Origin of the sequence: Candidatus Protochlamydia phocaeensis (genome assembly GCF_001545115.1) — a bacterium.
Taxonomy (GTDB): Bacteria; Chlamydiota; Chlamydiia; order Chlamydiales; family Parachlamydiaceae; genus Protochlamydia_A; species Protochlamydia_A phocaeensis.
This window is the reverse complement of record NZ_FCNU01000007.1, coordinates 122,065-145,020: the sequence shown is the minus strand read 5'-3', so window position 1 is coordinate 145,020 and position 22,956 is coordinate 122,065. Positions and strand designations below refer to the sequence as shown.

Annotated in this window: 18 protein-coding genes; 7 read left to right on the top strand and 11 right to left on the bottom strand. The window is 42.0% G+C overall.

Annotated features, from left to right (window positions below):
* Positions 1–278 precede the first annotated feature (278 nt).
* The 9 genes from BN3769_RS01570 to lon all read right to left on the bottom strand — a co-directional run bounded on the left by BN3769_RS01570 (position 279) and on the right by lon (position 11,864).
* A complete protein-coding gene (locus BN3769_RS01570; RefSeq protein ID WP_068466870.1) occupies positions 279–1,448 on the bottom strand; it encodes a ubiquitin carboxyl-terminal hydrolase in 1,170 nt (389 codons plus the stop codon).
* A 418-nt stretch (positions 1,449–1,866) separates the two neighbouring features.
* The gene (locus tag BN3769_RS14615; RefSeq protein ID WP_154017774.1) at positions 1,867–2,007 is read right to left on the bottom strand and encodes a hypothetical protein; all 141 of its coding nucleotides are present in this window, start codon (positions 2,005–2,007) and stop codon (positions 1,867–1,869) included.
* Between the two features lie 148 nt (positions 2,008–2,155).
* A complete protein-coding gene (locus tag BN3769_RS01565) occupies positions 2,156–3,160 on the bottom strand; it encodes a hypothetical protein (protein WP_068466868.1) in 1,005 nt (334 codons plus the stop codon).
* Between the two features lie 177 nt (positions 3,161–3,337).
* Positions 3,338–5,047 (bottom strand): coiled-coil domain-containing protein, encoded by a 1,710-nt coding sequence (locus BN3769_RS01560; protein WP_068466866.1) that lies wholly within the window; start codon positions 5,045–5,047, stop codon positions 3,338–3,340.
* A 330-nt stretch (positions 5,048–5,377) separates the two neighbouring features.
* Positions 5,378–6,367: a tyrosine recombinase XerC gene (locus BN3769_RS01555; protein WP_068466864.1), complete on the bottom strand. Its 990-nt coding sequence runs from the start codon at positions 6,365–6,367 to the stop codon at positions 5,378–5,380.
* A gap of 8 nt (positions 6,368–6,375) precedes the next feature.
* Positions 6,376–7,296 (bottom strand): ribonuclease Z, encoded by a 921-nt coding sequence (locus tag BN3769_RS01550; protein ID WP_068466862.1) that lies wholly within the window; start codon positions 7,294–7,296, stop codon positions 6,376–6,378.
* Position 7,297: 1 nt separating this feature from the next.
* Positions 7,298–8,503: a rhomboid family intramembrane serine protease gene (locus BN3769_RS01545; protein WP_068466859.1), complete on the bottom strand. Its 1,206-nt coding sequence runs from the start codon at positions 8,501–8,503 to the stop codon at positions 7,298–7,300.
* Entirely contained in the window at positions 8,494–9,018 is a 525-nt protein-coding gene (locus BN3769_RS01540) for an adenylyltransferase/cytidyltransferase family protein (protein WP_068466857.1), read from the bottom strand. The genes BN3769_RS01545 and BN3769_RS01540 overlap by 10 nt, the downstream gene beginning before the upstream one ends.
* A 332-nt stretch (positions 9,019–9,350) precedes the next feature.
* Positions 9,351–11,864 carry an endopeptidase La gene (gene lon / locus BN3769_RS01535; protein ID WP_068466855.1) on the bottom strand — a complete coding sequence of 838 codons (2,514 nt, stop codon included), beginning with the start codon at positions 11,862–11,864 and terminating at the stop codon, positions 9,351–9,353.
* A 675-nt stretch (positions 11,865–12,539) separates the two neighbouring features.
* On the opposite strand from lon, the gene BN3769_RS01525 reads away from it, so the two are divergent.
* From BN3769_RS01525 to dnaJ, 4 genes are all read left to right on the top strand, one after another.
* The gene (locus BN3769_RS01525; protein WP_068466851.1) at positions 12,540–13,706 is read left to right on the top strand and encodes a deoxyguanosinetriphosphate triphosphohydrolase family protein; all 1,167 of its coding nucleotides are present in this window, start codon (positions 12,540–12,542) and stop codon (positions 13,704–13,706) included.
* Positions 13,707–13,709: 3 nt separating this feature from the next.
* Complete coding sequence (gene tsaB, locus BN3769_RS01520) at positions 13,710–14,402, top strand: tRNA (adenosine(37)-N6)-threonylcarbamoyltransferase complex dimerization subunit type 1 TsaB (RefSeq protein WP_068466848.1); 693 nt, start codon at positions 13,710–13,712, stop codon at positions 14,400–14,402.
* Between the two features lie 362 nt (positions 14,403–14,764).
* A complete protein-coding gene (gene rpsU, locus BN3769_RS01515; RefSeq protein WP_011175017.1) occupies positions 14,765–14,944 on the top strand; it encodes a 30S ribosomal protein S21 in 180 nt (59 codons plus the stop codon).
* 217 nt (positions 14,945–15,161) lie between these two features.
* Positions 15,162–16,322 carry a molecular chaperone DnaJ gene (gene dnaJ / locus BN3769_RS01510; RefSeq protein WP_068466846.1) on the top strand — a complete coding sequence of 387 codons (1,161 nt, stop codon included), beginning with the start codon at positions 15,162–15,164 and terminating at the stop codon, positions 16,320–16,322.
* A 556-nt stretch (positions 16,323–16,878) separates the two neighbouring features.
* On the opposite strand, the gene BN3769_RS01500 is transcribed toward dnaJ, so the two are convergent.
* A complete protein-coding gene (locus BN3769_RS01500) occupies positions 16,879–17,652 on the bottom strand; it encodes an MBL fold metallo-hydrolase (protein ID WP_068466843.1) in 774 nt (257 codons plus the stop codon).
* Positions 17,653–18,005: 353 nt separating this feature from the next.
* On the opposite strand from BN3769_RS01500, the gene BN3769_RS01495 reads away from it, so the two are divergent.
* The 3 genes from BN3769_RS01495 (at position 18,006) to BN3769_RS01485 (ending at position 20,039) form a co-directional block, all read left to right on the top strand.
* A complete protein-coding gene (locus tag BN3769_RS01495) occupies positions 18,006–18,620 on the top strand; it encodes a biotin transporter BioY (protein ID WP_068466841.1) in 615 nt (204 codons plus the stop codon).
* Positions 18,621–18,622: 2 nt separating this feature from the next.
* Entirely contained in the window at positions 18,623–19,450 is an 828-nt protein-coding gene (locus BN3769_RS01490; RefSeq protein ID WP_068466839.1) for a BPL-N domain-containing protein, read from the top strand.
* Positions 19,451–19,598: 148 nt separating this feature from the next.
* On the top strand, positions 19,599–20,039 hold the full coding sequence (locus tag BN3769_RS01485; RefSeq protein ID WP_154017773.1) for a hypothetical protein: 441 nt from the start codon (positions 19,599–19,601) through the stop codon (positions 20,037–20,039).
* A 285-nt stretch (positions 20,040–20,324) separates the two neighbouring features.
* Here the strand turns inward: BN3769_RS01485 and BN3769_RS01480 are convergent, their stop codons facing one another.
* Entirely contained in the window at positions 20,325–22,955 is a 2,631-nt protein-coding gene (locus BN3769_RS01480) for an FtsK/SpoIIIE family DNA translocase (protein WP_068466835.1), read from the bottom strand.
* Position 22,956 lies beyond the last annotated feature (1 nt).

The window sequence follows — 22,956 nt, the reverse complement described above, 5'->3', positions numbered from 1 at the left end:
CACATGGGCATCATGAAAGATAAAAGAGGAGAGACAGAAGCAACCAAATTAAGCTTATAAAAAAACATATAAATTAACTCGTAATTAGAAAACAAATTTTATCACAAGAAATCATTTTTATCATTAGTTTTTTTATTGTTATTAAATAGTTCGACCATGGACAGGCTCCGAAAGAGTGGATGAAAACCAAGTAATGACTTAGATTCGAATTCTTTTCCCTAGGAAGAAAATAGTCTCAACTATCGATTATGAGGGGGTTAATACGCTCTCTAAGTGCGCTAACTTTTAGAATAAATCAATGATTCGCTATATAGGCTTGCTTCTTTCAACACTTGTTCTTCAGGGATATTATAACTCACTTTCTCATCATCATATTTAACCCATTGCCAACCCTGCTCTGTCTTTTCTTTAAGATAAACATAGACATGGCCAGTATTTAATAAACACCCTTGAAGGTGATAAGGCGATTCTATAAGGGAGGGATTGGGATTGTCTGTTAGCTCGATAGTCAATGGCAATCTAACTTCTTTATCAATAAAATTTTCTTCTCTGAATAGTTCGTAAATAAGTTTTTCGGGTCTTTCTTCAGAGCCAATCCTTTTTATATCTCGTGTATCTCGATAGTGATCATTGCCCAGATGCTCTAGAGGAAAGATAGGTCCGTGATTTTCATTTTTTGAATCCGCTCTGGCATTAATTGGAATTAAATTTTCTGTTATCTTCAGCGTTCTACTTCCTCTTTTCCTTTCATAGTAAAAAGGAGGGATATCGAAAATATCACATAAATAGCCATATATCAAACGAGGATAACCTGCTGCTTTTTGATTTAGTTGACTGCCAGTTTGTAAATTGATTTTTTTTATTAAAACTCTTCGCAAAGAATTAACTTCCTCTCCGCTAATAGTCAATCCCTGATTAATCTTTTCTAAAATATTTAAAGCCAGTGGGATAGCTTGTTTTTTTAACTCAAATACTTCCTCACTCTCAGTGTCTTTTCTTTTTATTTCTTTAAATTGGAAAATATCAGGGGAAAAAATGGCATTAAACCATTGCAGAGCTCCGGACATATAACAACTATTTCCCCCATTTTGAATCCCTCCTTTTTTTAACACTTGATCGGTTGGATTCAGAGGAGCTTGTGTAGATAAGGGAGAGATAAAAGGTAAGAAAATTCTCTTGTAGATAATGGCAACTTTTTTACCTGTCCAGAAAACTTTCCAATCTGATTGAGTTGTCTCAAATAGCAATCCTATACCTAAAGTCAACACTGTTTTAGCCAAGGCACGAATTCCATGCCAAGCTCTTTGACCAAAAAGATAGGTCTTTTCTGATCGCCCTAATAATGCATATGTTCTTCCATTCTTTGTTTTAGTTTCCTCTAAACCAGACATAGGAATAGGGATTGAATAATTATTAGGAAGAGTATTTGTTATGAATTTTATTTTCATAGATTTTATTACTGTAAAATTTTATCAATATAATTATATTTTATATAACAAATAAAAGCTAATGCTTTTAGAGATTTTCGCTCATCCTAAATTAATCAATCATAGGTATTGTCACTCTAAACCAGTTATCTAGCCACAAATAGGGGAGGTGGATTTTCTAAGCGATAGGCTTGCAAGATGTCGTAGAAAATTTAAAATAGGTGTTTTTGCCTTGAAGAGTTTCTGTGCAACTTGGCATGGCTATTCTCGAGGATTTGCTATATGCTGAACGGCTTCCAAAACAAAGCTTCCTGGCAATCACAAGCGTTAATGCTTTTTCCGCCAAATGATTTGTCATTTGGCGCTGCAGGAATAGTTGACTTTTGGTCTGATGAGGAAGGGGTGAAACGATTGTTTGAATGTTGCTTTAGTTGAGGATTTAAGATCTGCAATCCGCTAACTGCTCAATCACAGCTTTAAGCTCGTCTCTCTCTTTCTTAAGAGAGGAATTTTCAGCTTTGACTTCTCCGTATATCCATTCATCTCTTGCAAAATCCAACGTGCAAGAGGAATTTGCCATAAAAATTTATATCCTTACGATATCTGTAACTGATTAAGCTCTAAGAAGCTATTTTAAAGCCGCTAATGACCTATAGTTGAGATTATTTTCTCTCTAGGAGAAAAGAATTCGAATCATTAGCGGTCTTAACATACCTTTCTAATAAATGTTAATTGTTGATCACTTGGATTGTACGATAGAGCTTGTTTTTCGTTTCGGTTGTTGTTTTGGGATGTTGGATGAGTTCAGATAAGAGACAAAAACCGCTCAGTTGAGTCAATTGACTATAAGCCTCTTTCTTTTTAAGGCAATAGCCTTGGTAACGATCGTCAAGAAGAAGACGTTCATAAAAAGAGTGATACGATCCTAATTTTTCTAAAAGAATGCTTCTGTTAGCCTCGGTTTTATCTTGCTTTTCAACCTCCTTCTTAAGAAGGAGTTCCTTGGCTTTTTTTTCTGCAATGAGAACTTGTTCGTTAAAGATCTCTAAAAAGCGTTGGGTAGAATTAAAATATGTATTTATATCTTTTAAGTTGGAAAAGGGTAAGCCTTCCACAAAAAAAGCAGTCAGTGTTAGGTTAAGATGAGCAATGGCTTGTTCCTTTGCTTTTTCTCGAGCGCTTATAATTTTTTGCTCCTCTTCATTTAAGCCTTCAGCTTGGAAATCGCTTGAGTCTTGTTTTAGGAGGCTATCCAGTTCGTCGGATGCCTGTATAACAGAGGCAATTGGGCTTTGCGCAACGCAATTATTGTAGGCTTTTTCGAATTTCTTAATTTTAGCCGCTATTTTTTCATTTTTTGATTCAAGATCTTTCTCAATTTGTTCGGTAGCATGGCTGTCTAAAGTATGGAATGCGAAGAACGCCTCTTGAGCTTTTTCCAGTGCCTTTTTAGATTCTCTGTAATCTGCGGAAAGAGACAAAAGATCATCCCTACAATCTCCTAGCTGGTTTAGCTGGCGTATGCATGCCGTGATGTGCTGGGCGCGCTCATTTGCATAGTTTTGTATCTTGGTTGTCAATTCCAAGCTAAGGCCTTTCGTCAAGTCTTCTAATTTATTTTTAGCCAAAGCTGCAAAAGCCACCTGTTTAACTTCTTCTTCACATGCCTGGGATTGCACAAAGGTTTGAAAAGTTTCAACGCTAATCTGGGGATTAAATCCTACTATACGCATTTTAATATCCTTTTTGATTTAAAAGTTTTCATGCACCCTCTAAGAAACTGCCTTCGAATGGCTAATTATCAGGCGGATTGAAAAATCTTCTTCTCAATCCGCTTGATCTATCGCTACTGATTTGGGCAGAAGCTCACCTGTCGGTTCGTGATCAATATCAATCAGGATTCAACCTGATTATTTAGTTTGTGCAATAGGATCTTTTGGATGAAGCCTAGGATGGGTAAGCTCTGGTTTGCGTTGGAACTGAGAATATAACATTCCATTCTTTTTCAAGTCATTGAGCAGGTCTAGCTCAGGATATTCTTGATTAATCGGATGGCTGACATTTTCGGCCTTAGGCTTGGGCGGAAGAACAGATTTGCCTTTGTTCTTATTGTCTATGAACTGCCTACGCGACTTCCTTACCCTTGCCCAATCATCAATTAATTTTTTTCTGCGAACAAGCATGGGTTGGATTTGAGAGAATTCAATGCCCTGAATTTTCCCTTTACTAACTGCGTCTAATTTTCTCTGATGCTGCTCGACTTTAATCTTCCACTCTTCACTCTCTTTCTCAGATAGGAAAATCTGCGCTTGGAGATTCGGAATGGCCTTGGAAACTTTTAAGTTATCTAGGTCTAATCTAAAGGCGGCTGTATTCTCAAGCTTTTCTTTCTCTTGGGTATATTTTGTAAGCAATTCTTGCTGGGCAGGATCTAAATCCAGCCTTCCCTCAAGTTTCGAAATTAACTCATTTAATTCTTGTTTTCTTAATTCCATTTCTTGTTGAAGCTCAACCGCTCTTTTTTGTATGTCATCATAGCGCGCGTCTGCAAAATAAGGAATGGCTAATGCTTTACTATCATTTTCAAGATAATAAAGAAGAATAGGGGAGGTCTCATCTGCTTGCTGCAAAAGAGCTAAGTTTTGCTTTAATCGTTTAACCTCTTTTTCTTTGCTTAGAAAATCTGGAATTAAATCTTCTTCTAATCCTCTTTTAAGTTCTTCTGCTAGATTGACCTGTTTTTCAAAGGGCGCGATGGCTTTTCCCATTTGTTCAATATACGCATCAATCGCTAAGATCTGCTGTTCAATTTCTTCTATGGGTTTTTTAGTATAATCGGTTAATCCAAACTTCAAAGGCTCCGGTTCATTTGGAAATTTAAGGGCATGATCAGTTGGAGTGAGGGAGGGAGGAAGAGGAATGCCAAATTTATGAGGCGGCGGTGGCGGAACGCTTGTCGGCATTTCTGACTGGTTTGTTGAGCCAGACTGATTTACTGGGGAGGTCAAAGGAGGCTTGGGAATAAGGGGATTGAGAGGCGGTAGAATAGGAGGAGGATTCAAGGGGAGCGTAGGAGTTGTTGAATTTAATACAGGAGGAGGAGGGACAAAAGAAGGAATTGGAGTAATTGGCAACTGTCCCGCTTGGTCATCCTGTCCTAATAATGGAGAGGAAAGGGAAGGATTAGAAACTGGAACAGGCGTTCTTCCCGTATGCATGACGCGTAAATGTTCGATCGCTTCTTCAACCAAGCATTTGAGATCGCGTAAAAAAGCTCTATTATTTAATTGATCTTCTGGAAGACGTGAAAAATTAAGAAAATTAAAAATATACTTGATAAAATCGAGAAGACTGATTGATTTAGATTCAATTTTTTGAATTTTATTATCTAACTTAACTTTTACTTGTGCTAAAAGTTCCGGCTGTAAAAAATTTTTATTGGTTGTGATAAATCTTTTTATTTTCTCGCGAATAAGGGTTGGATCATTTTGATAAATTCCACTATTAGTAGGTAATCCAACCGTGAAAAAGCTGCCGCTTTCCTCTTCATAAACGAGATTATTTCCATTATCAAGTCCATACGAAATGGTTTTCAACTGAAGATTATAAATATCTGTCATGATAATTCTTTTAATTGTTTATTAATTTATTGAATAAGGAGGTGAAGGATAAGTTGACTTTAATTTAAATGCAACTTTTTATCGCCAAGTTTTCTCTCTCTGTTTTGTTTAAAATGAGGAGTTGTAGAGAGGGTTTATTAAAAAATGATAAATTTTAAATTAATAATAAATAAATAAGAAAAGTTGCCGAAATAAGCAGGAGATAGCCTGCCGTCGAATTGCGCATTGTCTATAGTCAGGAGTATTTTTCCCTAGGAGACAAGAACGTGATCTATGAATCGACGATGGTCTCTAGACTTAAGCGAAATTTTAAGGAGGTTAAAATTTTGCTTAAGCTCGAGGATGGGCTTCATCATAGACTTTTTTCTTTAGCTTTGTAGAAACTTGCGTGTAAATAGTTGTGGTGGCTAAAGAACTATGGCCAAGGAGAATTTGAATGGTTTTTAAGTCCATGCCGTTTTCTAGCCAATGGGTGGCTATGGTATGGCGGATCGTATGTGGCGTGACTTTGCCAGCTAGGCCGCTGCGGGTTAAGTAGAGGTCAAACTTGCGATCAACCGAGCGTGTAGTCAATCGCGTTCCCAGCTTATTGAGGAAAATGGCTTTTGGATCGATTTGCGCGTAATGAATTTCAGAGTCTCTATGGCGTTCCGGATGCTCTAAATAAGCCTTAATCCACTCGGCGGCATTTTTCGTAATGGGGACAATGCGTTCTTTTTTCCCTTTTCCCTTTAATTTAATAGTCAAATTCTCGTAATCAAAGTCTTGGCGGTTAAGGGCGACAAGCTCACTGACGCGCAAGCCAGAGCTGTAAAAAAGCTCCATGATCGTTCTATCGCGGAATCCCAAATAAGTAGAGGTGTCCGGTTGATCAAAGAGGTGGCTGACTTGCTCGTAAGATAAGGAGGTAGGGAGTTTTTTATCTAATTTAGGGCTGTCCAGTTCATCTGTAGGATTATTGTCGATCATTTTTTGTGATTGGACATACTTGAAAAAACTGCGAAGGGAAGAGAGCCTTCTGGCTACTGTCCGCTTATTTTGCTTATTTAAGCTCAGCCAGGCTAGAAAGCCGCGAATGGTTTTCCTATCTATTTTATTTAAGGCCAATTGGTTGTCAAATAATACCGACCGCTTATCGTAAGCGTCATTAAAAGCGATTTTTTCAGGCAATTGATCAGGCTTGGCATGAGCAAGCCACTCCTTTTCTAAATAAGATTTAAAGCAATTTAAATCGATGGCATAGTTGCGGACTGTATGCTCGGATGCATTTTTAATGACTTTCAAGTGCTCTAAAAAGCGGTAGCAAGCGGCAATAAACACAAGGCACCTCAAGGTTTAACATTCACTTTGGGAAAAGGAAAGGTAATGAGATCGTCTGCAATAAAAGTATTGGGAAAAATAGACCTGGCTTCGGTTTCAAACAATTTCAAGTTTTGATAGCGGGCCGAAAAATGCGTCAAAATGAGCTGCTTGGCCTGCGCTTGCTTGGCAATCGTAGCGGCCTGTTTAGCCGTCATATGATGATGCATCATGGCTAAATCTTTATGCTCTTCCAAATAAGTGCTTTCGCAAAGCAGAATGTTGGCTCCGTGGGCAATGTCAATGGCGCTTTGGCAAGGAAGCGTGTCGATGACAATGGCGAAGCTGTCTCCTTTTCTGATCCAGCTGACCTCGTCAAGGGTGACTTCTTTTCCATCAATGATAAGGCGGCCTTTTTCTTGCAATTCCTTGACAAGAGGGCCTCTGACCTTATGCTGATTAAGCTTATCGATGTCGAATTTTCGCGTGTCGGGTTCCGTCACTCTCCAGCCGATATTTTCCACTCCATGCTCTAAGAAGGCAGCCTCAATACGGAAATGGCCGTCATCTTCGACTAGGCCGGCTTGTGAAACAGGATGCTCGACGACATTGATTCTTTCATGATAGATAGTGCCGTAGCGCAAGCGATCAAAATATTTTTTTCCGCTAGCAGGATAATAGCAGTGAATGGGATGGGTGACTTTATCCAGATTCAATCGCATGAGGATGGATCCCAGCCCCAAGCAGTGGTCTCCATGGAAATGAGAAATAAAAATGCGATTGACGACTGTAGGGGCAACATTGGCATAAATAAATTGGCGCTGCGTGCCTTCGCCAGGGTCAAATAGCAGGCCCTCGTCATTCCAGCGCAATAAATAGGCCCCATGGTTGCGAAAGCGCGTCGGCTGTTGACTTGAACAGCCTAAAATTGTCAAATCCCTTACGGACATACTAAGAATGCCTCCAACTAAAGACGTTTAGCCTTCCAAACACTATTCCGATGGCTGCTCCTGTTAGATGCGCCATATTGGCGATATTGGGAGCGATTGCTAATTGCAAAGACTTTTCCAAGAAGAAGGAGAGCAATTGAATAAAAGCCATTCCAACAATGAAGATCAGCATAAAGAGAATGGTTAAGCGGTCAAGTTGATACCCTTCCCAAGGAGCATATCGCTGCCTCATCCAAATAAAGGTCAACATTCCACATAAAATGCCTGAAAAGCCGATAAAATTTGCTCCACCCATTAAATATTGGGCTGTATTCGAAAAAATGCCTAAAATGAGAATAAAACATAAATAAGAAAAGGGCCGGAGGCGCTGCTCGATCTGCTTACCTAGCACAATCAGCCATAACATGTTGAAAAGCAAGTGAAAGATATCGCCATGCAAAAGAACAGGCGTGAATACGCGCCATATTTGCCCCTGATGGATTTTTTCAAATAAAGGAGCTTGCAAGAACTCAGGCAAGAGGGAAGAAAAGCCTTTTGTAAGAGCAATATTGTAAAAACCTTGCCAAAATGGAGTTTCTTTGATTTTGTTCAAAAGCAAACGTCCTTCTTTGGGAACCTCTTGCGGGTTTTCCAATCCTTCAAAGCCATACAGCTGAATAAATCGGTCGATCAATTCATAGAAATGAGGATAATCATACATTAAGGTTTTCTCAACCGGGGAGGCAAAAAGGGTCAAAGCAGGCATATCGGATGGCATGCGAAAGGAAGGCTTGATGAGCTGGGTGGCTAAAAAAAGCAAGCAGCAAAGAATTAAAAAGCCCCTTGTTATCCATCCCATGGACTGTTTCTCCCATCTTGTTTCTGTTCCGGCTGTTTGAGGAATAGGCGGGGAAGCCGGCGGTGCCTTTTCAAAATTGGCGGTTTGGGAAGCGGCAGCAGGGATAAAAAATGGAGCTAAAGGCTGGGAAATGGTGTGTTGAAAAGCTGGATCTTGAGGATTTTCCAAAAAAAGCTCATACCATTTTAAAGCTTCTTCTACTTGATCTTCATCCCGAATCCATATTCTGCATTGGCTAGTGCCATATTCATGGCTTCCCCAATCGGTATTGGGATGCAGCTCCAATTGATGGGAAATGCCTTTTTGATTGAGAAAAGAAGAAAAGGCCAATCCTTTTTGTTCATCGTTTAGCGTTCCAATCAAGCGCATGCGGAAGACTCCTCTTGTATTTTTCGGATAATAGAAGAGGTGGATAGGCCGGGTATAAGAGGAACAATGTGAATTCTTCCCCCACCGGCCTTGACAGTGTCTGCTTCAATGCAATTTTCCCCATATTCTGATCCATTGACGTGAATGTCGGGTTTAATGATAGACAAGAGGCGGCACGGATCTGTTTCATCAAACCAAGTCACATAATCTACAAAACCTAGTGCAGCCATCATTTGCATGCGGTACTCCAGGGGAATAAGCGGGCGTTTAGGGCTTTTATATTGCTTAATAGATTGATCGGTATTAAGGGCGACAATTAATACATCTCCCAGTTGCGAAGCTTCAAAAATGATTTGCAAATGACCGGCATGGAGCAAATCAAACGAGCCATTCAAAGTGACCAGCCGCTTGCCTTGTCGGCGCAAGCCGTGAATGAAGTCGGCTAGTTGCTCCGGCACAATGACTTTTTCTTTGCAGGCAATAGACCAAGGAATAAGGGAAGCTTCAGTGGGCATCGTTCATTTCTCTTTTTATTCTGTATTGTGGCATGAATAATAAATTTAAGGAATCTTTAAAGGCTATTTTGAAATTGCCGATGGCCTAAATTCAAGTTCTTTTCCTCTAGAAAGACAATAATTTGGAATCCAGGCTGTTAACCTGAGCATTGAATCTGAGTTTTTAACTGACCGAGCAAGCCTAGGGAAAAGCCAATTCAGCATGCCAATTTAATGGGATGGGTCAAATAGGCGTCTTTCTTCATCCTTTATAGTTATAGCAAAATAAGGCCTTATCTTTAAACGAAAGCAAAGAGAAAGCACAGACCTTCTCTTTACTTTAACGCTTTGAATTAGAGTTTTACTTGCATTTTTGTTGGGAATGCGATTTTAAAGACTTCATCATAATGCTCGACAAAGTGCATCACGAGCCCTTTTCGAATGTACTCGGGCAATTCCTCATAATCGCGCAGATTGTCTTTGGGGAAAATGAGTACTTTTAAGCCCGAGCGGCGCGCAGCCACCATTTTCTCCTTTACTCCACCAATAGGCAAAATACGTCCCGTCAAAGTCAATTCTCCTGTCATGCCTAAATTGTCCAACACGGGGGTATCCAATAAGAGCGATAACAAGGAAGTCACCATTGTAATACCGGCTGAAGGGCCATCTTTGGGAGTGGCTCCTTCTGGAATATGAATGTGTACCTGGGACTTTTCAAAGAAAGTATAGCCGGGGGCATATTTGTGAATGGCGCTATGCAGATAGCTCCAAGCGATTTCGGCGGATTCTTTCATGACTTCGCCTGCTTGGCCCGTCAGCTTCATTCCTGTTTTTTCGGCTGCTACTTTAATCGATTCGATGTAAAGTGTCGCCCCTCCCATGGCTGTCCAGGCAAGGCCCATGCAGACGCCCACAGGCGTTCTTTCATAGAAGCGATCGCTTGTGAAGACAGGTTTGCCAAGATAGTCTTTTAAGTTCAGCGGCGTAATGGAGTGTTTGACCGGAGGCAGCTTCAATGGAGTCTTGCTCTTGGCCCCTCGCTTTTTCTTGGCCTGCGTTTTTTCAAACTCTTGCTGCTCGCGAACAATTCTGACGGCAATTTTGCGTAAAATCTTTTTGATCAAATTTTCAAGATTCCTTACACCGGATTCACGTGCGTAGCCATTGATCATTGTCCTTAGGGCTTCAGTTGTAAAAGATACTTCCGCTGCTTTTAAGCCCATTTCTTTACGGTTGCGGGGGATCAAATATTTTTTGGCGATCTCAATCTTTTCTTGAATGATATACCCCGATAGGCGCAGGATATCCATACGGTCTTTGAGCGGTTCGGGAATCGTATCCAAGACATTGGCTGTCACAATGAACAAGACATCGGATAGGTTGCAACGGACATCTAAATAATGGTCTAAGAATTCCGCATTTTGTTCGGGATCCAAAACCTCCAGCAAAGCCGAAGCGGGATCTCCATGGAAGCTTCTGCCCATCTTGTCCACTTCATCTAGCATAATGACAGGATTCATTGTCTGGCAATACTTCAAGGCTTGAATCATTTTTCCGGGCATCGCTCCGATATAAGTGCGGCGGTGCCCTTTAATTTCCGCTTCATCGCGCATGCCTCCTACAGAAAAGCGATAGAACTTGCGATTCAACGCTCGCGCAATGCTCTTTCCAATGCTTGTCTTGCCCACTCCTGGCGGACCGACTAAGCAAATGATGCTTCCCCGTACTCCCTTTGCCAATTTGCCAACGCCGATGAATTCTAAAATGCGCTGTTTGATGTCCTCAAGTCCATAATGGTCTTCGGCTAAAGTCTTCTCGGCCTCTTCCAAATCATGATGCTCCTGGCTATAAATTCCCCAAGGAATAATAGTCAGCCAATCTAAATAGCCTCGGGAGACGCTATATTCAGCAGATTGCATTTCTAGTACGCTTAATTTCTCCAGCTCTTCATTGATGACTTTTAAGACATCAGGTGGAATGACGCGCTCTTTAATGCGGGCTTCGAATTTTTCGCGGTCTAAAGATTTGTCGTCACGCTCAATGCCTAATTCCTTTTTAATAGTCTTTAGCTGCTCTCTTAAAAAGAAGTCTTTTTGGCTCTTATTGATGGTCGCTTCAATTTTTTGATTGATGTTGTTCTGTAAGATGCTAATGTCTAATTCTTTTTTTAGAAGAATGAGGGCCTTGTCAATCCGTCGCTGAATGTCAAAAGTTTCCAGCACATCTTGCAGCTCTTCTCTAGACGCAGTCGTTAAGGCCACCGCGAAATCGGCTAACTTGCCAGGTTCGGTAAAGTCCGAATGGCCTAAAAAGATTTGAAGTTCTTCTTTAAATAAAGGATTGAGCTTGAGCAGTTCTTTAATCGTTGAGATAATGCTGATCGCATAAGCTTTCAACTCGGTCGTTAAGGAAGGATCGTCTTCATAATAAGCGACCTTCGCCTTTAAAGTCTTGGAGTCGGCCACCGGCTCGATCACTTTGAGGCGCCTTTCCATATTTAAAATGACTTGAGCTCCGCCTTGTTCCATAGGAATAATGCGCAACACTCTAGCTAATACACCGACCTCATAAAGATCTGAAAATCCTACCTTGTAAATGTCCATGTTCTCAGAGCGGGTCAGCAAGAGACCTACACATTTCGCCTCGGATTTAGCAACTACCTTTAATACTTCATAAAAAGGCCCTGGCTCAATCAAAAGTGGAGCTGCCATGCCAGGAAAAAAAGGACGGCGAATCAGGGGGAAAATATGAATTTGCTCTGGAAGCTGCGTGATCTTTTTGGCGTGTTGACTCTCTTCAAGAGAGTTCATCACGGCATTTTCAAGTTCCATTTCTAAAGAGCTATCATCATGTTCTTGATTCAACATTGAGCATCCTAATAATTGATGTTAATGAGTGTTAAGGCAATCGCATAAGAGGCGGAAATGTTCATGGATTGACTGCTAAAAGAGAAAGTTATCCAGCGCTCTTACTATTCTCCTTTTTAGCTGTCCAATGGATAGAGTATCTTCTGTTGCAACTTTTGGAGAATTTTGCCAGTGCAATTAGTTTACCCATTTAAGGGAAATTATTCAATCGAAGTGTTTTATGAAGCGAAGTTCAATTCTTTTCTTGAGAGAGTTCTTAAATGCCTGAAATGGCTAAGCCTTTAGATCCTCTCCCTTCTAAAGAAAATAATCTCAAATAGAGTGGTGATGGGGGTTAATGACCTAGATTCGCGTCGAGTTCTTTTAGGACTCTTTTATAAATATTCTCCAAAGAGGCTCTCAAAATTCAGTCTTTTCTTTAGGCATAATAAGAAAATAGAAAAATTAGCGATTAATTGTTATACTCTTTTTATTAGCCTGATTTTGGTAAGCAAGGGAAAGGGCTTTCTCTTTAGAGGGGCATTAAAACTCATAATAAACCTATTGGGACAGGATGAAAAGAAATCGAATAGGGCAGTAGCAGTTTTAAGAAACTTTCTTACGTCTTTTTATAATCGGTCTATTTAATGCGAGTGTGCTCTTTAAAGGCTTTAATTAGGAAAAAAGGAATTTATTATGTCTCAAGCTCAAATTGATGCATCCAAGCATCAAGCAATCGATACCTTGGCTTATTATCGTCAAGTTGCCGAACAAAAAGAGCAGGATTTGCTTTTTCCTCAGGCAGCTTTTTCAAAAAATCACACGCGCTTTGAAGGAGCAGAAGACGATCACCGCATGCCTTATAAAAGAGACGTAGACCGCATTCTTCACTCAAAGGCTTATTCTCGCTATGTTGATAAAACGCAAGTCGTCTATTTAGTAGAAAATGACCATATTACTCATCGCAGCTTGCATGTTCAGCTCGTAAGCAGCTTTGCGCGCGGGATCGCGGAAATTCTGCGGCTAAATTTGGATTTGGTGGAAGCTATCTCTTTGGGACACGATGTCGGGCATGCTCCCTTTGGACATGAAGGAGAGGGGTATTTATCGGCCTTATCTATTGAACACGATAATGGCCCTTTTTGCCATCCTCTGCAATCCTGTCGGTTATTTACCGAAATCGAACCGCTTAATTTAGGGCTGGCAGTCTATGACGGATTCCTCTGTCATGACGGAGGAATGGGCGGACCTGTTTTAGCCCCTTCCTTTGGCAAGACGTGGGACGATCACTTTAGAGAAAAAAAGCAAAAGAAAAGCCATCCGGACAATAATATTATGCCCGGCACGTTAGAAGGCTGTTTGGTCAAATTATGCGACACGATGAGCTATATTGGGCGCGATATTGAAGATGCCATTAACTTAGGCATTCTCAAACGGGAAGATATTCCGCAAACGTTTTTAGGGACAACCAACCGCGAGATCCTCGGAGTATTGGCCGCGGATATTATCCAACATAGCTATAATAAAGACTATATTGCCATTTCAGAGAAATCGTATGAGGCTTTGCGAACGCTACGGCGCTTCAACTTTAAGCAAATCTATGTTCACCCAAAGCTTAAAGTAGAATCTTCAAAAATTAAGCATAGCTATCGGATTTTATTTGAATGGCTGTTAGAAGATTTGGAAGCTGGCAAAGAACAAAGTTATTTATGGAAAAATTACTTGCATAAGCGAAATGAAAAATATTTATCGCAGACAAGTTCGGTTCAAATGGTGATCGATTACATCGCCGGAATGACCGATAATTTCTTTGTCCGTACGTTAGAAAAAATTATTGTCCCCAGTAAAATAGAGCTATATTAGTTTATGTATATCTTACTCATAGAAACAAGCACGGAAAGAGGCGTGATTGCTTGCTTAAATCAATTGGAAGTGGTCTTTGCCCAAGAGCTTCCTTTTGGGTCTGCGCAATCTAAGTTTCTGATGCCCGAACTGGCTGCCGCTATGGAAGATTTGGATGTCTCTCCTACGGAGCTGACTTGTATTGGAGTCGGAATCGGACCGGGATCTTATACGGGAATCCGTATGGGAGTATCTGTTGCTCAAGCCTTGTCCTTCAGTTGGAATCTTCCTCTAATCGGCGTATGTAGCTTGGACGGATTTGTCCCCACAGAGAATAATATCGCCTTTGCTGCCATTATTGATGCTAAAATTGGCGGGGCCTATGTGCGAAAGGGCTATCGATCGGATGAAGGCGTTCGCTACCTCAGCGAACCCATACTCTCCCCACTAGAAGATATCAAAAATATTCTAACGGACGAAGTCTCACATTTGGTCAGCCCATCTTATCAAACGCTTAAAGCCAAGCTGGACGCTCTTTATCCAAATAACCCCTGGCAGTGGGAAGAAAGACCCCCTTCTGTCGAGGCGCTGGCTTTCAGCGTGGAAGCTGCTTATCAGAGGGGACTATGGAAAGAGCCCGGACAGCCGATCGATCTGCTTTATCTAAGAGAGACAGAGGCCGAACGCGAGAAGAAACGGCAAGCGGATAAGTCTTAATGTTTACGGCAGTCTCTTAGAGGGTGTATTAAATCCCATCATAACGTGTTCTTTTTTTTTCCGATGAGGAAGAAAGCGAATCTAGGTCATTAGACGACGGCTTATGCCACTTCTCAGAGGAATAAAGCGCGCGTGCTTGCGTTGTCGGCAAATAACTTCAAGCCAATTGGCAAATTTATGCAGTTATCCATCTATTTTGGGATTTAAGAATAGTAGAAGTGTTCTTTTTATTTGATTAATATCCCCTCTTTCAGGTAGCATTATTCCTATCTGTATAAGACAAGAAATATTGCTTGATTAAATATGCTCTAATGAGTTGTTAATCAATACAATTTAACATTTAGAAATTAGGATTCATTTCAATGTCACTTGTAAAAGTTCGCATAGGCGATTCTATTGATAAAGCACTCCGTGCTTTAAAAAAGCGTCTTGATAAAGAAGGAGTCATGAAATCTGTAAAAGCACATCGTTTTTATTCTAAACCTTCAATTAAAAAACGCGCTAAATCTAAAGCAGCTTTGAAATATAAGAAGCAGCGTTAGTTTGTTCATCTACGTCTTTAAGGGGAAAGGACATTTATCCTCCCCCCTTGTTCTTTATTAAGCTCATTTGATGAGTTAATAAGGAGACCAAAAATACTTTTCTTTTTAGCGCTTAGTTGTTTAAAGTGCTAAATTCTTGTCTTAAAAATTACTTCTATGCTAAACTGTAGCGGAAGTTCAAATAATTTTAATTCTCACGATAAAGTAGTTGATCGTTATGGCTGACTATTACGACATTTTAGAAGTTTCTCGTAATGCAACTGCAGAGGAAATCAAGAAAGCTTATCGGAAAAAAGCCGTCCAATATCATCCCGATAAAAATCCTGGCGATGCAAAAGCGGAACAGCGATTCAAAGAAATTTCAGAAGCTTATGAAGTCTTGAGCGATGAAAAGAAAAGACAAGCCTATGATCGTTACGGTAAAGAAGGGCTGCAAGGAGCGGGTGGACCTGGATTCCAAGGATACTCCTCCATGGATGAGGCTTTGCGCACATTTATGGGAGCTTTCGGCATGGGCGGAGGAGGCGAGAGCATTTTCGACTTCTTCGGTGGAGGAGGCGGAGGCGAGTTTAGCGGACGAGAAGGCGGAAGAGGAGCGCGTCAAGGAGCGAGCAAACGCGTCAATATTACGATATCGTTTGAAGAAGCGGCCAAAGGCGTGGATAAGGAATTGGTCATTTCCAACTATGTAACCTGCACCACATGTAATGGCAAGGGGGCAAATTCGGCCCAAGGCGTCAAAACATGCAATCAATGCGGTGGACGAGGCCAAGTGTTTGAACAGCGCGGCTTTTTCAGCATGACAATGACCTGCCCCAAATGTCAGGGAGAGGGGAAAATTGTCACAGATCCTTGTAAGAACTGTCATGGAGAAGGCGTCGTCAAAGAGAAGCAGCACATTAAAGTGCATATCCCTGCGGGCGTTGACAGCGGCATGCGCTTGAAAATGAGCGGTTACGGTGATGCGGGCCAAGGCGGAGGACCTCCAGGAGATTTATACGTTTTTATCAACGTCGAGCCTCATGAGATTTTTGAACGCGAAGGCAATGACGTCATCATTGATTTGCCTATTAGCTTTGCGGAAGCTGCGCTTGGCTGCAAAAAAGAGGTCCCTTCACCCATGGGCCACACCTGTCGCATTACGATTCCCGAAGGAACTCAAAATGGGAAAATTTTCCGCGTAAAAGGCGAAGGCTTCCCCAATGTTCATGGTCATGGCAAAGGCGACTTGCTTGTCCGCATCTTTGTTGAGACGCCGACGCGTTTAAGCGACAAGCAAAAAGAGCTTCTGCAAGAGTTCAGCAATTTGGAAGGACCGAACAATCTGCCCAAGCGCAAGGGATTTTTAGATAAAATCAAGGATTTTTTTTCTCATTAAATCAAGGCTTCGCTGCCTTTATAAAATCTTTCTTTCCTAGCAAAAGGCCTATTTATTTCAGAAAAAAAGGCCTTTTGTTTTTTATTTTCATTTTTATTCTCCTCTTAAGTTTGTTGTAAGTTTTAATTTTATATTACCTTAAGTTTGGAGTTTTTTTGCTCTTTCGACTGCGTCAAAGCTGCGGAAAGGAACAAATGGCAAGAGCTTTCCCGTCAGTCCAAAAGACAAAAAAACTCCAAATTCAGGTTGTTAAAAATTAAGCAGCTCGTTTTCCTTAAAAGAGAGCAAGTACAGATTGCAAGTTGTATGGGCAGAAGGTCTTTATAATGATGTCCACTTGCAAGACTCCTCAAGAAAGGCTTTATGCAAAGAGTGGAGGAGGGGGGCTTTTTACCAAAGCGCTAGGGGTGCTTTAATGAGAAGGCAATGTGATTCTTTGCCGGGTTCCCTGTTAGAGTATATGTTAAAGCTTGAAGAAGCGAATGGAGTGTTTTCTAAGCGTGTCATTCAATTCTTAGCAAGAAATGCCTAAGTCCAATGGACGACACGTCCGACTTTAGAAATAAATGGCCTTGCTGATTTTTTCTTGCGGTGCCACGCACATGTCTAATTGGATGCCATGCTCCTTTAAAATATTTCCAATGACCGTTAAAGCTGTCTCAGGACTATTGCATTCGCTAGACAAATGGGCTAAATGGACGTGCTTGAGCTTGGGATGGTACACTTGCGCGAGCAGATTGCCGCACGCTTCATTGGATAAGTGGCCGCTGCGACTCAGCACGCGCTGCTTATAAACCATAGGGCGCGGCGAGGCATAAACCATTGAAGGCTGGTGATTGGCCTCTACATAAAGGTAATCGCACTCTCTCAAATGCGCTTGCACAAGCGAAGTGGCAAATCCCAAGTCTGTGCAAAATCCCAGCTTCAAATCACTCGTGCGAATCGTAAAGGCAACCGGATCAAGCGTGTCATGCTGAATGCTGAAAGGATGAATCTCCAGGTCGCCAAATTCAAAAGGCTCGCCTGTTGAAAAAATTTTAAATTTAGGACAGTCATGAAAGGCATCGACAATTCCCTTTGCTGTCTCATGGTTGGCAAATAGAGGAATGCCCATTTTATAGGCCAGTATTTTAAGTCCTTGAATATGATCTGTGTGTTCATGGGTAATTAAAATCGCATCTATTTCCGTCAAATCCACATTAATTTCAGCCAAGCGCGCTTGAATGGCCTTAGCGCTGATGCCAGCATCAATTAAGACTTTGGTCTGAGCTGTCCCCAAATAAATGCAATTTCCTTTAGAGCCCGATGCTAAGGGGCAAAAGCCTTTCATGTGTCTTAGCCTATTTTAAGCGATGAAATATTTCTAAATGGGCCTTACAAAAGCCGAATCGCCATTAGAGGAGCTGATCGGTTCATCTGCCGGCAATTAATATAATAAAGAGCTTAGGTTTTATCATATTGGCTATTTTATGCCCATGTAAACTCAAAAATTATGCTTTTTCCATAACTTAAAATTCGCTCATTTGTCATTTTAAAAGAAGACAATAGTCCGGACGATTGCTTTGTAAAATAAAAATTTGTCAATTTGATTGAATTAACTTTTTAAACTAGACTTGTCATTTTAAATTAAAACTCCTATATTTATCGATCTAATAATCAACTAAATGAATAGAATAATTAACTATGAAAGATTTAATAAATGCTTCCCTTACGCTAAAGCACGCGCAAGCTAAAGGGAGGGGCTATATTAAAGCCGGCCTTTCAATTTTGGCTGGATCCTTATTTTTAGCGGCAATTTCACCCCTTTCTATTGAGCTTCCCCACACGCCTATTCCCGTTACCTTGCAAGTATTCGCCATCTTCCTCCTTATCCTGCTGCAGCCCTTGAAACAGGCGGTCTGTTCTGTCTTGCTTTATCTTATGCTTGCTACTTTGGGATTTCCCGTCTTATCGGGAGGAAAGGCTGATGCGGTGTGGTATCTACATGCTAGCGGAGGATATTTATTGGGATTCGTCTGCGCCGCTTACGTGTCGGGATCTCTTTTAGCCTATAAGAAACCATCCAAGATAGGGTGGAAAATAATAAGTTTAACGGCAGGTTTTGCCTGTATTTTAATTTTAGGAGCTACCTGGCTTGGGTACTTCGTTGGTTTTGATCAAGCCTTTGCCAAAGGGGTACAGCCTTTTTGGTTAGGGGGCTGTCTCAAAATGATAGCCGCTTTATTATGTGCTTATTGTCTCGAATTATGTGTTTACTGTCTTAAAAAAATAAGAAATATATTTAATAGGGGTGCTTAATAATGGTTTCGGATATGAACTTAGGGCTTTCTTCCATTTATCTTTTTAAAGGAGAGGGAGAATCCTATCAAGGAGTGGATCGAACGGGAGTAGAGAACTTGGAAAAGCTTCTGCAGGTGCATTTTCCCGCTAGCGCATTAAATTTGATTGATAATGCAGGCGTTGTTCCCGATCAATGGAACGCCTCTAATTCTTTATTTGTGCTGCCGGGGGGCAAATGCAGTGATTGGACATGGGTAAACACATCAGGCATTGTGGAAAAAACCCGCCAGTTTGTCGAAAATGGAGGCAAGGTATTCGCTGCTTGTGCAGGAGCTTATTGCTTGTGTCAAAGAAGCGAGTATACATCGAGCACCTATTGCGCAAACCATGAAAGAGGCTTTAATTTTTTTTCTGGCAAAGGAATCGGGCCATTAATCGATTCGCCTTTTTCTCATCCAATTGTTGAAGCAGTCAAAGTTCAAATGAAAGATTTGGAAAATGAGAAGAACACCGGTTATGTGGTCTTAGCTGGCGGCGGATATTTTGAGCCCGATAAAAATCCTGTTTATCCTTATGAAGTCTTGGCAAGTTATCAAGGACTGGCGCAGGAGAAGTCAATAGCGGCCGTTGAGGTAAAAGTGGGAAAAGGACGTGTTTGGCTAAGCTTTCCGCATTTTGAAAATAGCGTAAAGGATTATCCCTTGAACGCTTTGAAGCAGACGTATTTTGCCTACTCGAGTAAATGGGAGAAAACGCATAAAAGATTAAACAAAGGAGAGGATTTCCGTCTCTTGGCCATTCATTCGATTATGCAGCGCATCCATTCGACTTTTCCGGAGAAAGCGTAAAAGTTTATCTAAAGAAAAGCCATGCTTGCCTTTTTCCTTTCGCATAAAGGGAAATCAGCAAAAGATTGACCAGAAACTCAATATTTCTCAGAATGAATTTGATAAATAAAAATTTTTTATTGACCTGCAGAAAAAGGATCAACCAAGCATGGAACGTCTCGCGCAGTACATTAATCAAATGAAACAGCTCTTCGAAGAGCTTATTCAGACGGCGACTAAATTAAGAGATGTTTCAAGACAGGTGATTTCAGAGGAGGAACTCGCTCCTTTGCAGGCCCATCAGCAAGACCTTTTAAAGGAACTGGAAAAAGTAGATACGTTGATTCAAGAAAACTACCCCAATCTCATGGATGCCGCTACTCATCATCATTTTCATGACCAGTTGCAGCGATTCCAGTTCCTTAACCAAGAATTCATTCAGAATCTCAATGCAAGCCACGGTCTCATTCAATTTGAACTCAGCCGCTTGCGTGAAGAAGAAGTGGAAGGGTGGATCGATTTCAACCACCATCCTTCTATTTTAAAAAAAGTGCCGCCTTCTCCAAATAGCTCCCAAGCAATAGAGTCCCAGGAAAAAAAAGAACCCTGAAAGAACGTAGACGCCTTCTTTATTTCTGGAAGACAACAAAAAAATGGCTTCATTGGTGGGAATGAAATAAGCACATGTGCTGCAAAAAAGCGCCAATCCAATAAAAATCCATCCCATGAATTTAAGGCGCCCGGCTTGTTCTTGCATTCGCTTCTCCGGTTGCATATTCCCTCCGGGTTCATATGCCAGCAGCGGAGCTGCTGAGCAAATCTTTAATTGACTGATTGATCCGATAACCAACATTTAAAGCCTGAATAGAGAAAATTTATCAAAGGCTCTTTCCGCCTATTCCAATAAGGCCTCTTCGTCAGACAGATCGTTCTCGGCTGCACTGTTGGCTTTGCCTGCAAATACTTTGCGTGGCTTGCTTCCTTCGGCTGGTCCGACAATTCCTTGCATTTCAAGCTGATCCATCAGGCTGGCTGCCCGCGCATAGCCAATTTTGAGTTTGCGCTGAAGAAACGTTGTCGACGCATTTCCCGTGCTCAAGACAATATCTTTCGCTTGATCGTACAGGCTGTCCAATTCAATTTCTTCATCTCCCAAGCCAGGCAGTCCGTCAAGGCCATTAAAGTTATCGAATGATTGAATGACATAATTGGGAGGGGACTGCTGGCAGATGTGATCGACCACTGCCTGAATGTCTTCATCGCGGACAAAGGCTCCCTGTGCGCGCACTAAATGTGAAGAGCCGGGAGGCAGGAACAACATGTCGCCATTGCCCAGCAAAGACTCCGCTCCGGTTTCATCCAAAACAATTTGACTGTTCACACGGCTGGCAACTTTAAATGAAATGCGTGTCGGGAAATTCGCCTTAATCAATCCCGTAATGACTTCTCTAGAGGGTCTTTGTGTTGCCAAGATCAGGTGGATGCCGACAGCGCGCGCCATTTGCGCAATGCGGGCGATCGGTGTTTCGATATCTTGGCTGGCCACCATCATCAGGTCCGCCAGCTCGTCAATAATGCCTACGATGTAAGGCATGCTGGAAGGGATCTCCTTTCCCAAAGTTGCTTCAAATTCAGCATTCACCGTACGCTTATTGAAAGTGTCAATATTGCGCACCCCGACCAGCTTGAGAATTTCATAACGGCTCTCCATTTCTTTGACCAACCAGCTGAGCGCTGCAGCTGCCCCTTGAGGCTCTGTAATGACGGGAGCCAGCATGTGGGGAAGGCGGGTATAAGGAGTCAATTCCACCTTCTTGGGGTCGACCATGATCATTTTAATTTGATCGGGCTTAGCATTCAGGACAATCGACATCACAATTGTATTGATGCAGACGGATTTACCTGAACCTGTTGCCCCTGCAATGATGCAATGGGGCATCTTGGCCAAATCGCTCATGACGTAATCGCCATTAACCGCTTTGCCCAAAAGAATAGGGATATGGAATTTCTGAGAGCCTTGTTGATAGGCCATCAGCATATCTTTAAAGCCAACTTCTTGAGGTTGAGGATTGGGGACTTCAATTCCCACCGCAGCCTTTCCGGGAATAGGGGCAATAATCCGGATGGACTTGGCTTCCATGTTTAAGGCAATGTCATTGTCAAGCGTCTTGATTTTTTGCACTTTGACGCCGATCGCTGGATGCACTTCAAAAGAAGTAATCGTCGGCCCGCAGTTGATCTGACCGACTTTCGCTTCGATGCCAAAGCTAAGAAGGGTTTCCTCCAATACTTCGGCCTGGCGCTTTAAATCCCTCTTTAGAGTAGACTGGTCGACTTTCTTGGGATTGCTCAAGAGATTAGGAGCGGGGAGGTTATAATTGGTAAAGTCTCCATTATAAACGCTTTGGGCTGCCAAAGCTGCCTCTCTACGGCGTGCTTTGCCATCCGGACTGTTGTCCTTTGAGGGATCCGCTTTTTTGAATGCTTCACGTCCTTCTGGTTCCTCAATGGCCTCCAAAAGAGGATCGCGTTTCTTGGGGCGCTGTGGAGGGAGCGTTTCTTCGAATAAGTCAGGATCGACAATGTCATCAAACTGCTCTTTGCGGGAGACGGAAGGGCGGACTTTTAGGTTTTTCTCCGGCTGAATGGCCAAAAGATCAGGGGGAACAGGGGAGAGCGGGCCTGCTTTCGAGGCTCCTTCTTGAAGGGTAGTCGTAGGGATGCGCAATTTGACAAAGCGCAAAAAATCACTATCCGGCTCCTCGGAAGCAGCGGTCGAGGAAGAAGCGGCCTTCTTATCCTCCTCTTTAGCCGTCTTTTTGTCTTCTTTATTTTCCTTCTTCTCTTCTTTGGCGGCAGCCTCGCGCAGTGCAGCCGCTTCGGCCGCACGGGCGCGCTTGGCGGCTATCTCCTTCTTCACAAACTCAATTAAGCATTGGCAGACGTGGAGAAGGCGAATTTTGAATAGAAACAGCAGGCTAGCAATCAACGTGCTTGAAAAAATTAAGGCGACGCCCACAGTATTGAAGATATGATTGAAGTTGAAAGCCGGCAGATCATGATAGAGGTAAAAGAAAAAGGCTCCGCCTAGATGGTAGCGCTGCTTTTTTAGCCAAAGGCCCGGATAGAACGTGTCGCCTAATGCCTGTGCGATGCTGGGAGAGTCGCTTTCGATCACGCTGAGGAGCATGCAGGTAGAAAGAATGCAGACGCCGACATAAATATTTTTAAGCCATAAAAAATGCAGGGGTTTGCTGAACAGCAAGCGCCATCCGATCCAACCGATATAAAGCACGATCAAATAGCTGGATAGGCCAAAAAAAGCATGGAAGGCCCATCCCAGGGTGTGCCCCATGAGTCCAAGCAAATTTTTAGAGTCGGGAGCAATGGCAAAGCTCATTAGGCTTAGAAGCAGAATAACGGCGAAGGAAAGGATAAGGAACCCACGCGTTTCTGTAGTCGTCCAGGGAATGGGCTGGCGAGTCTCTTTTGTATCTTTTTTTGCAACTTTAGTTTTTCGCGCCATA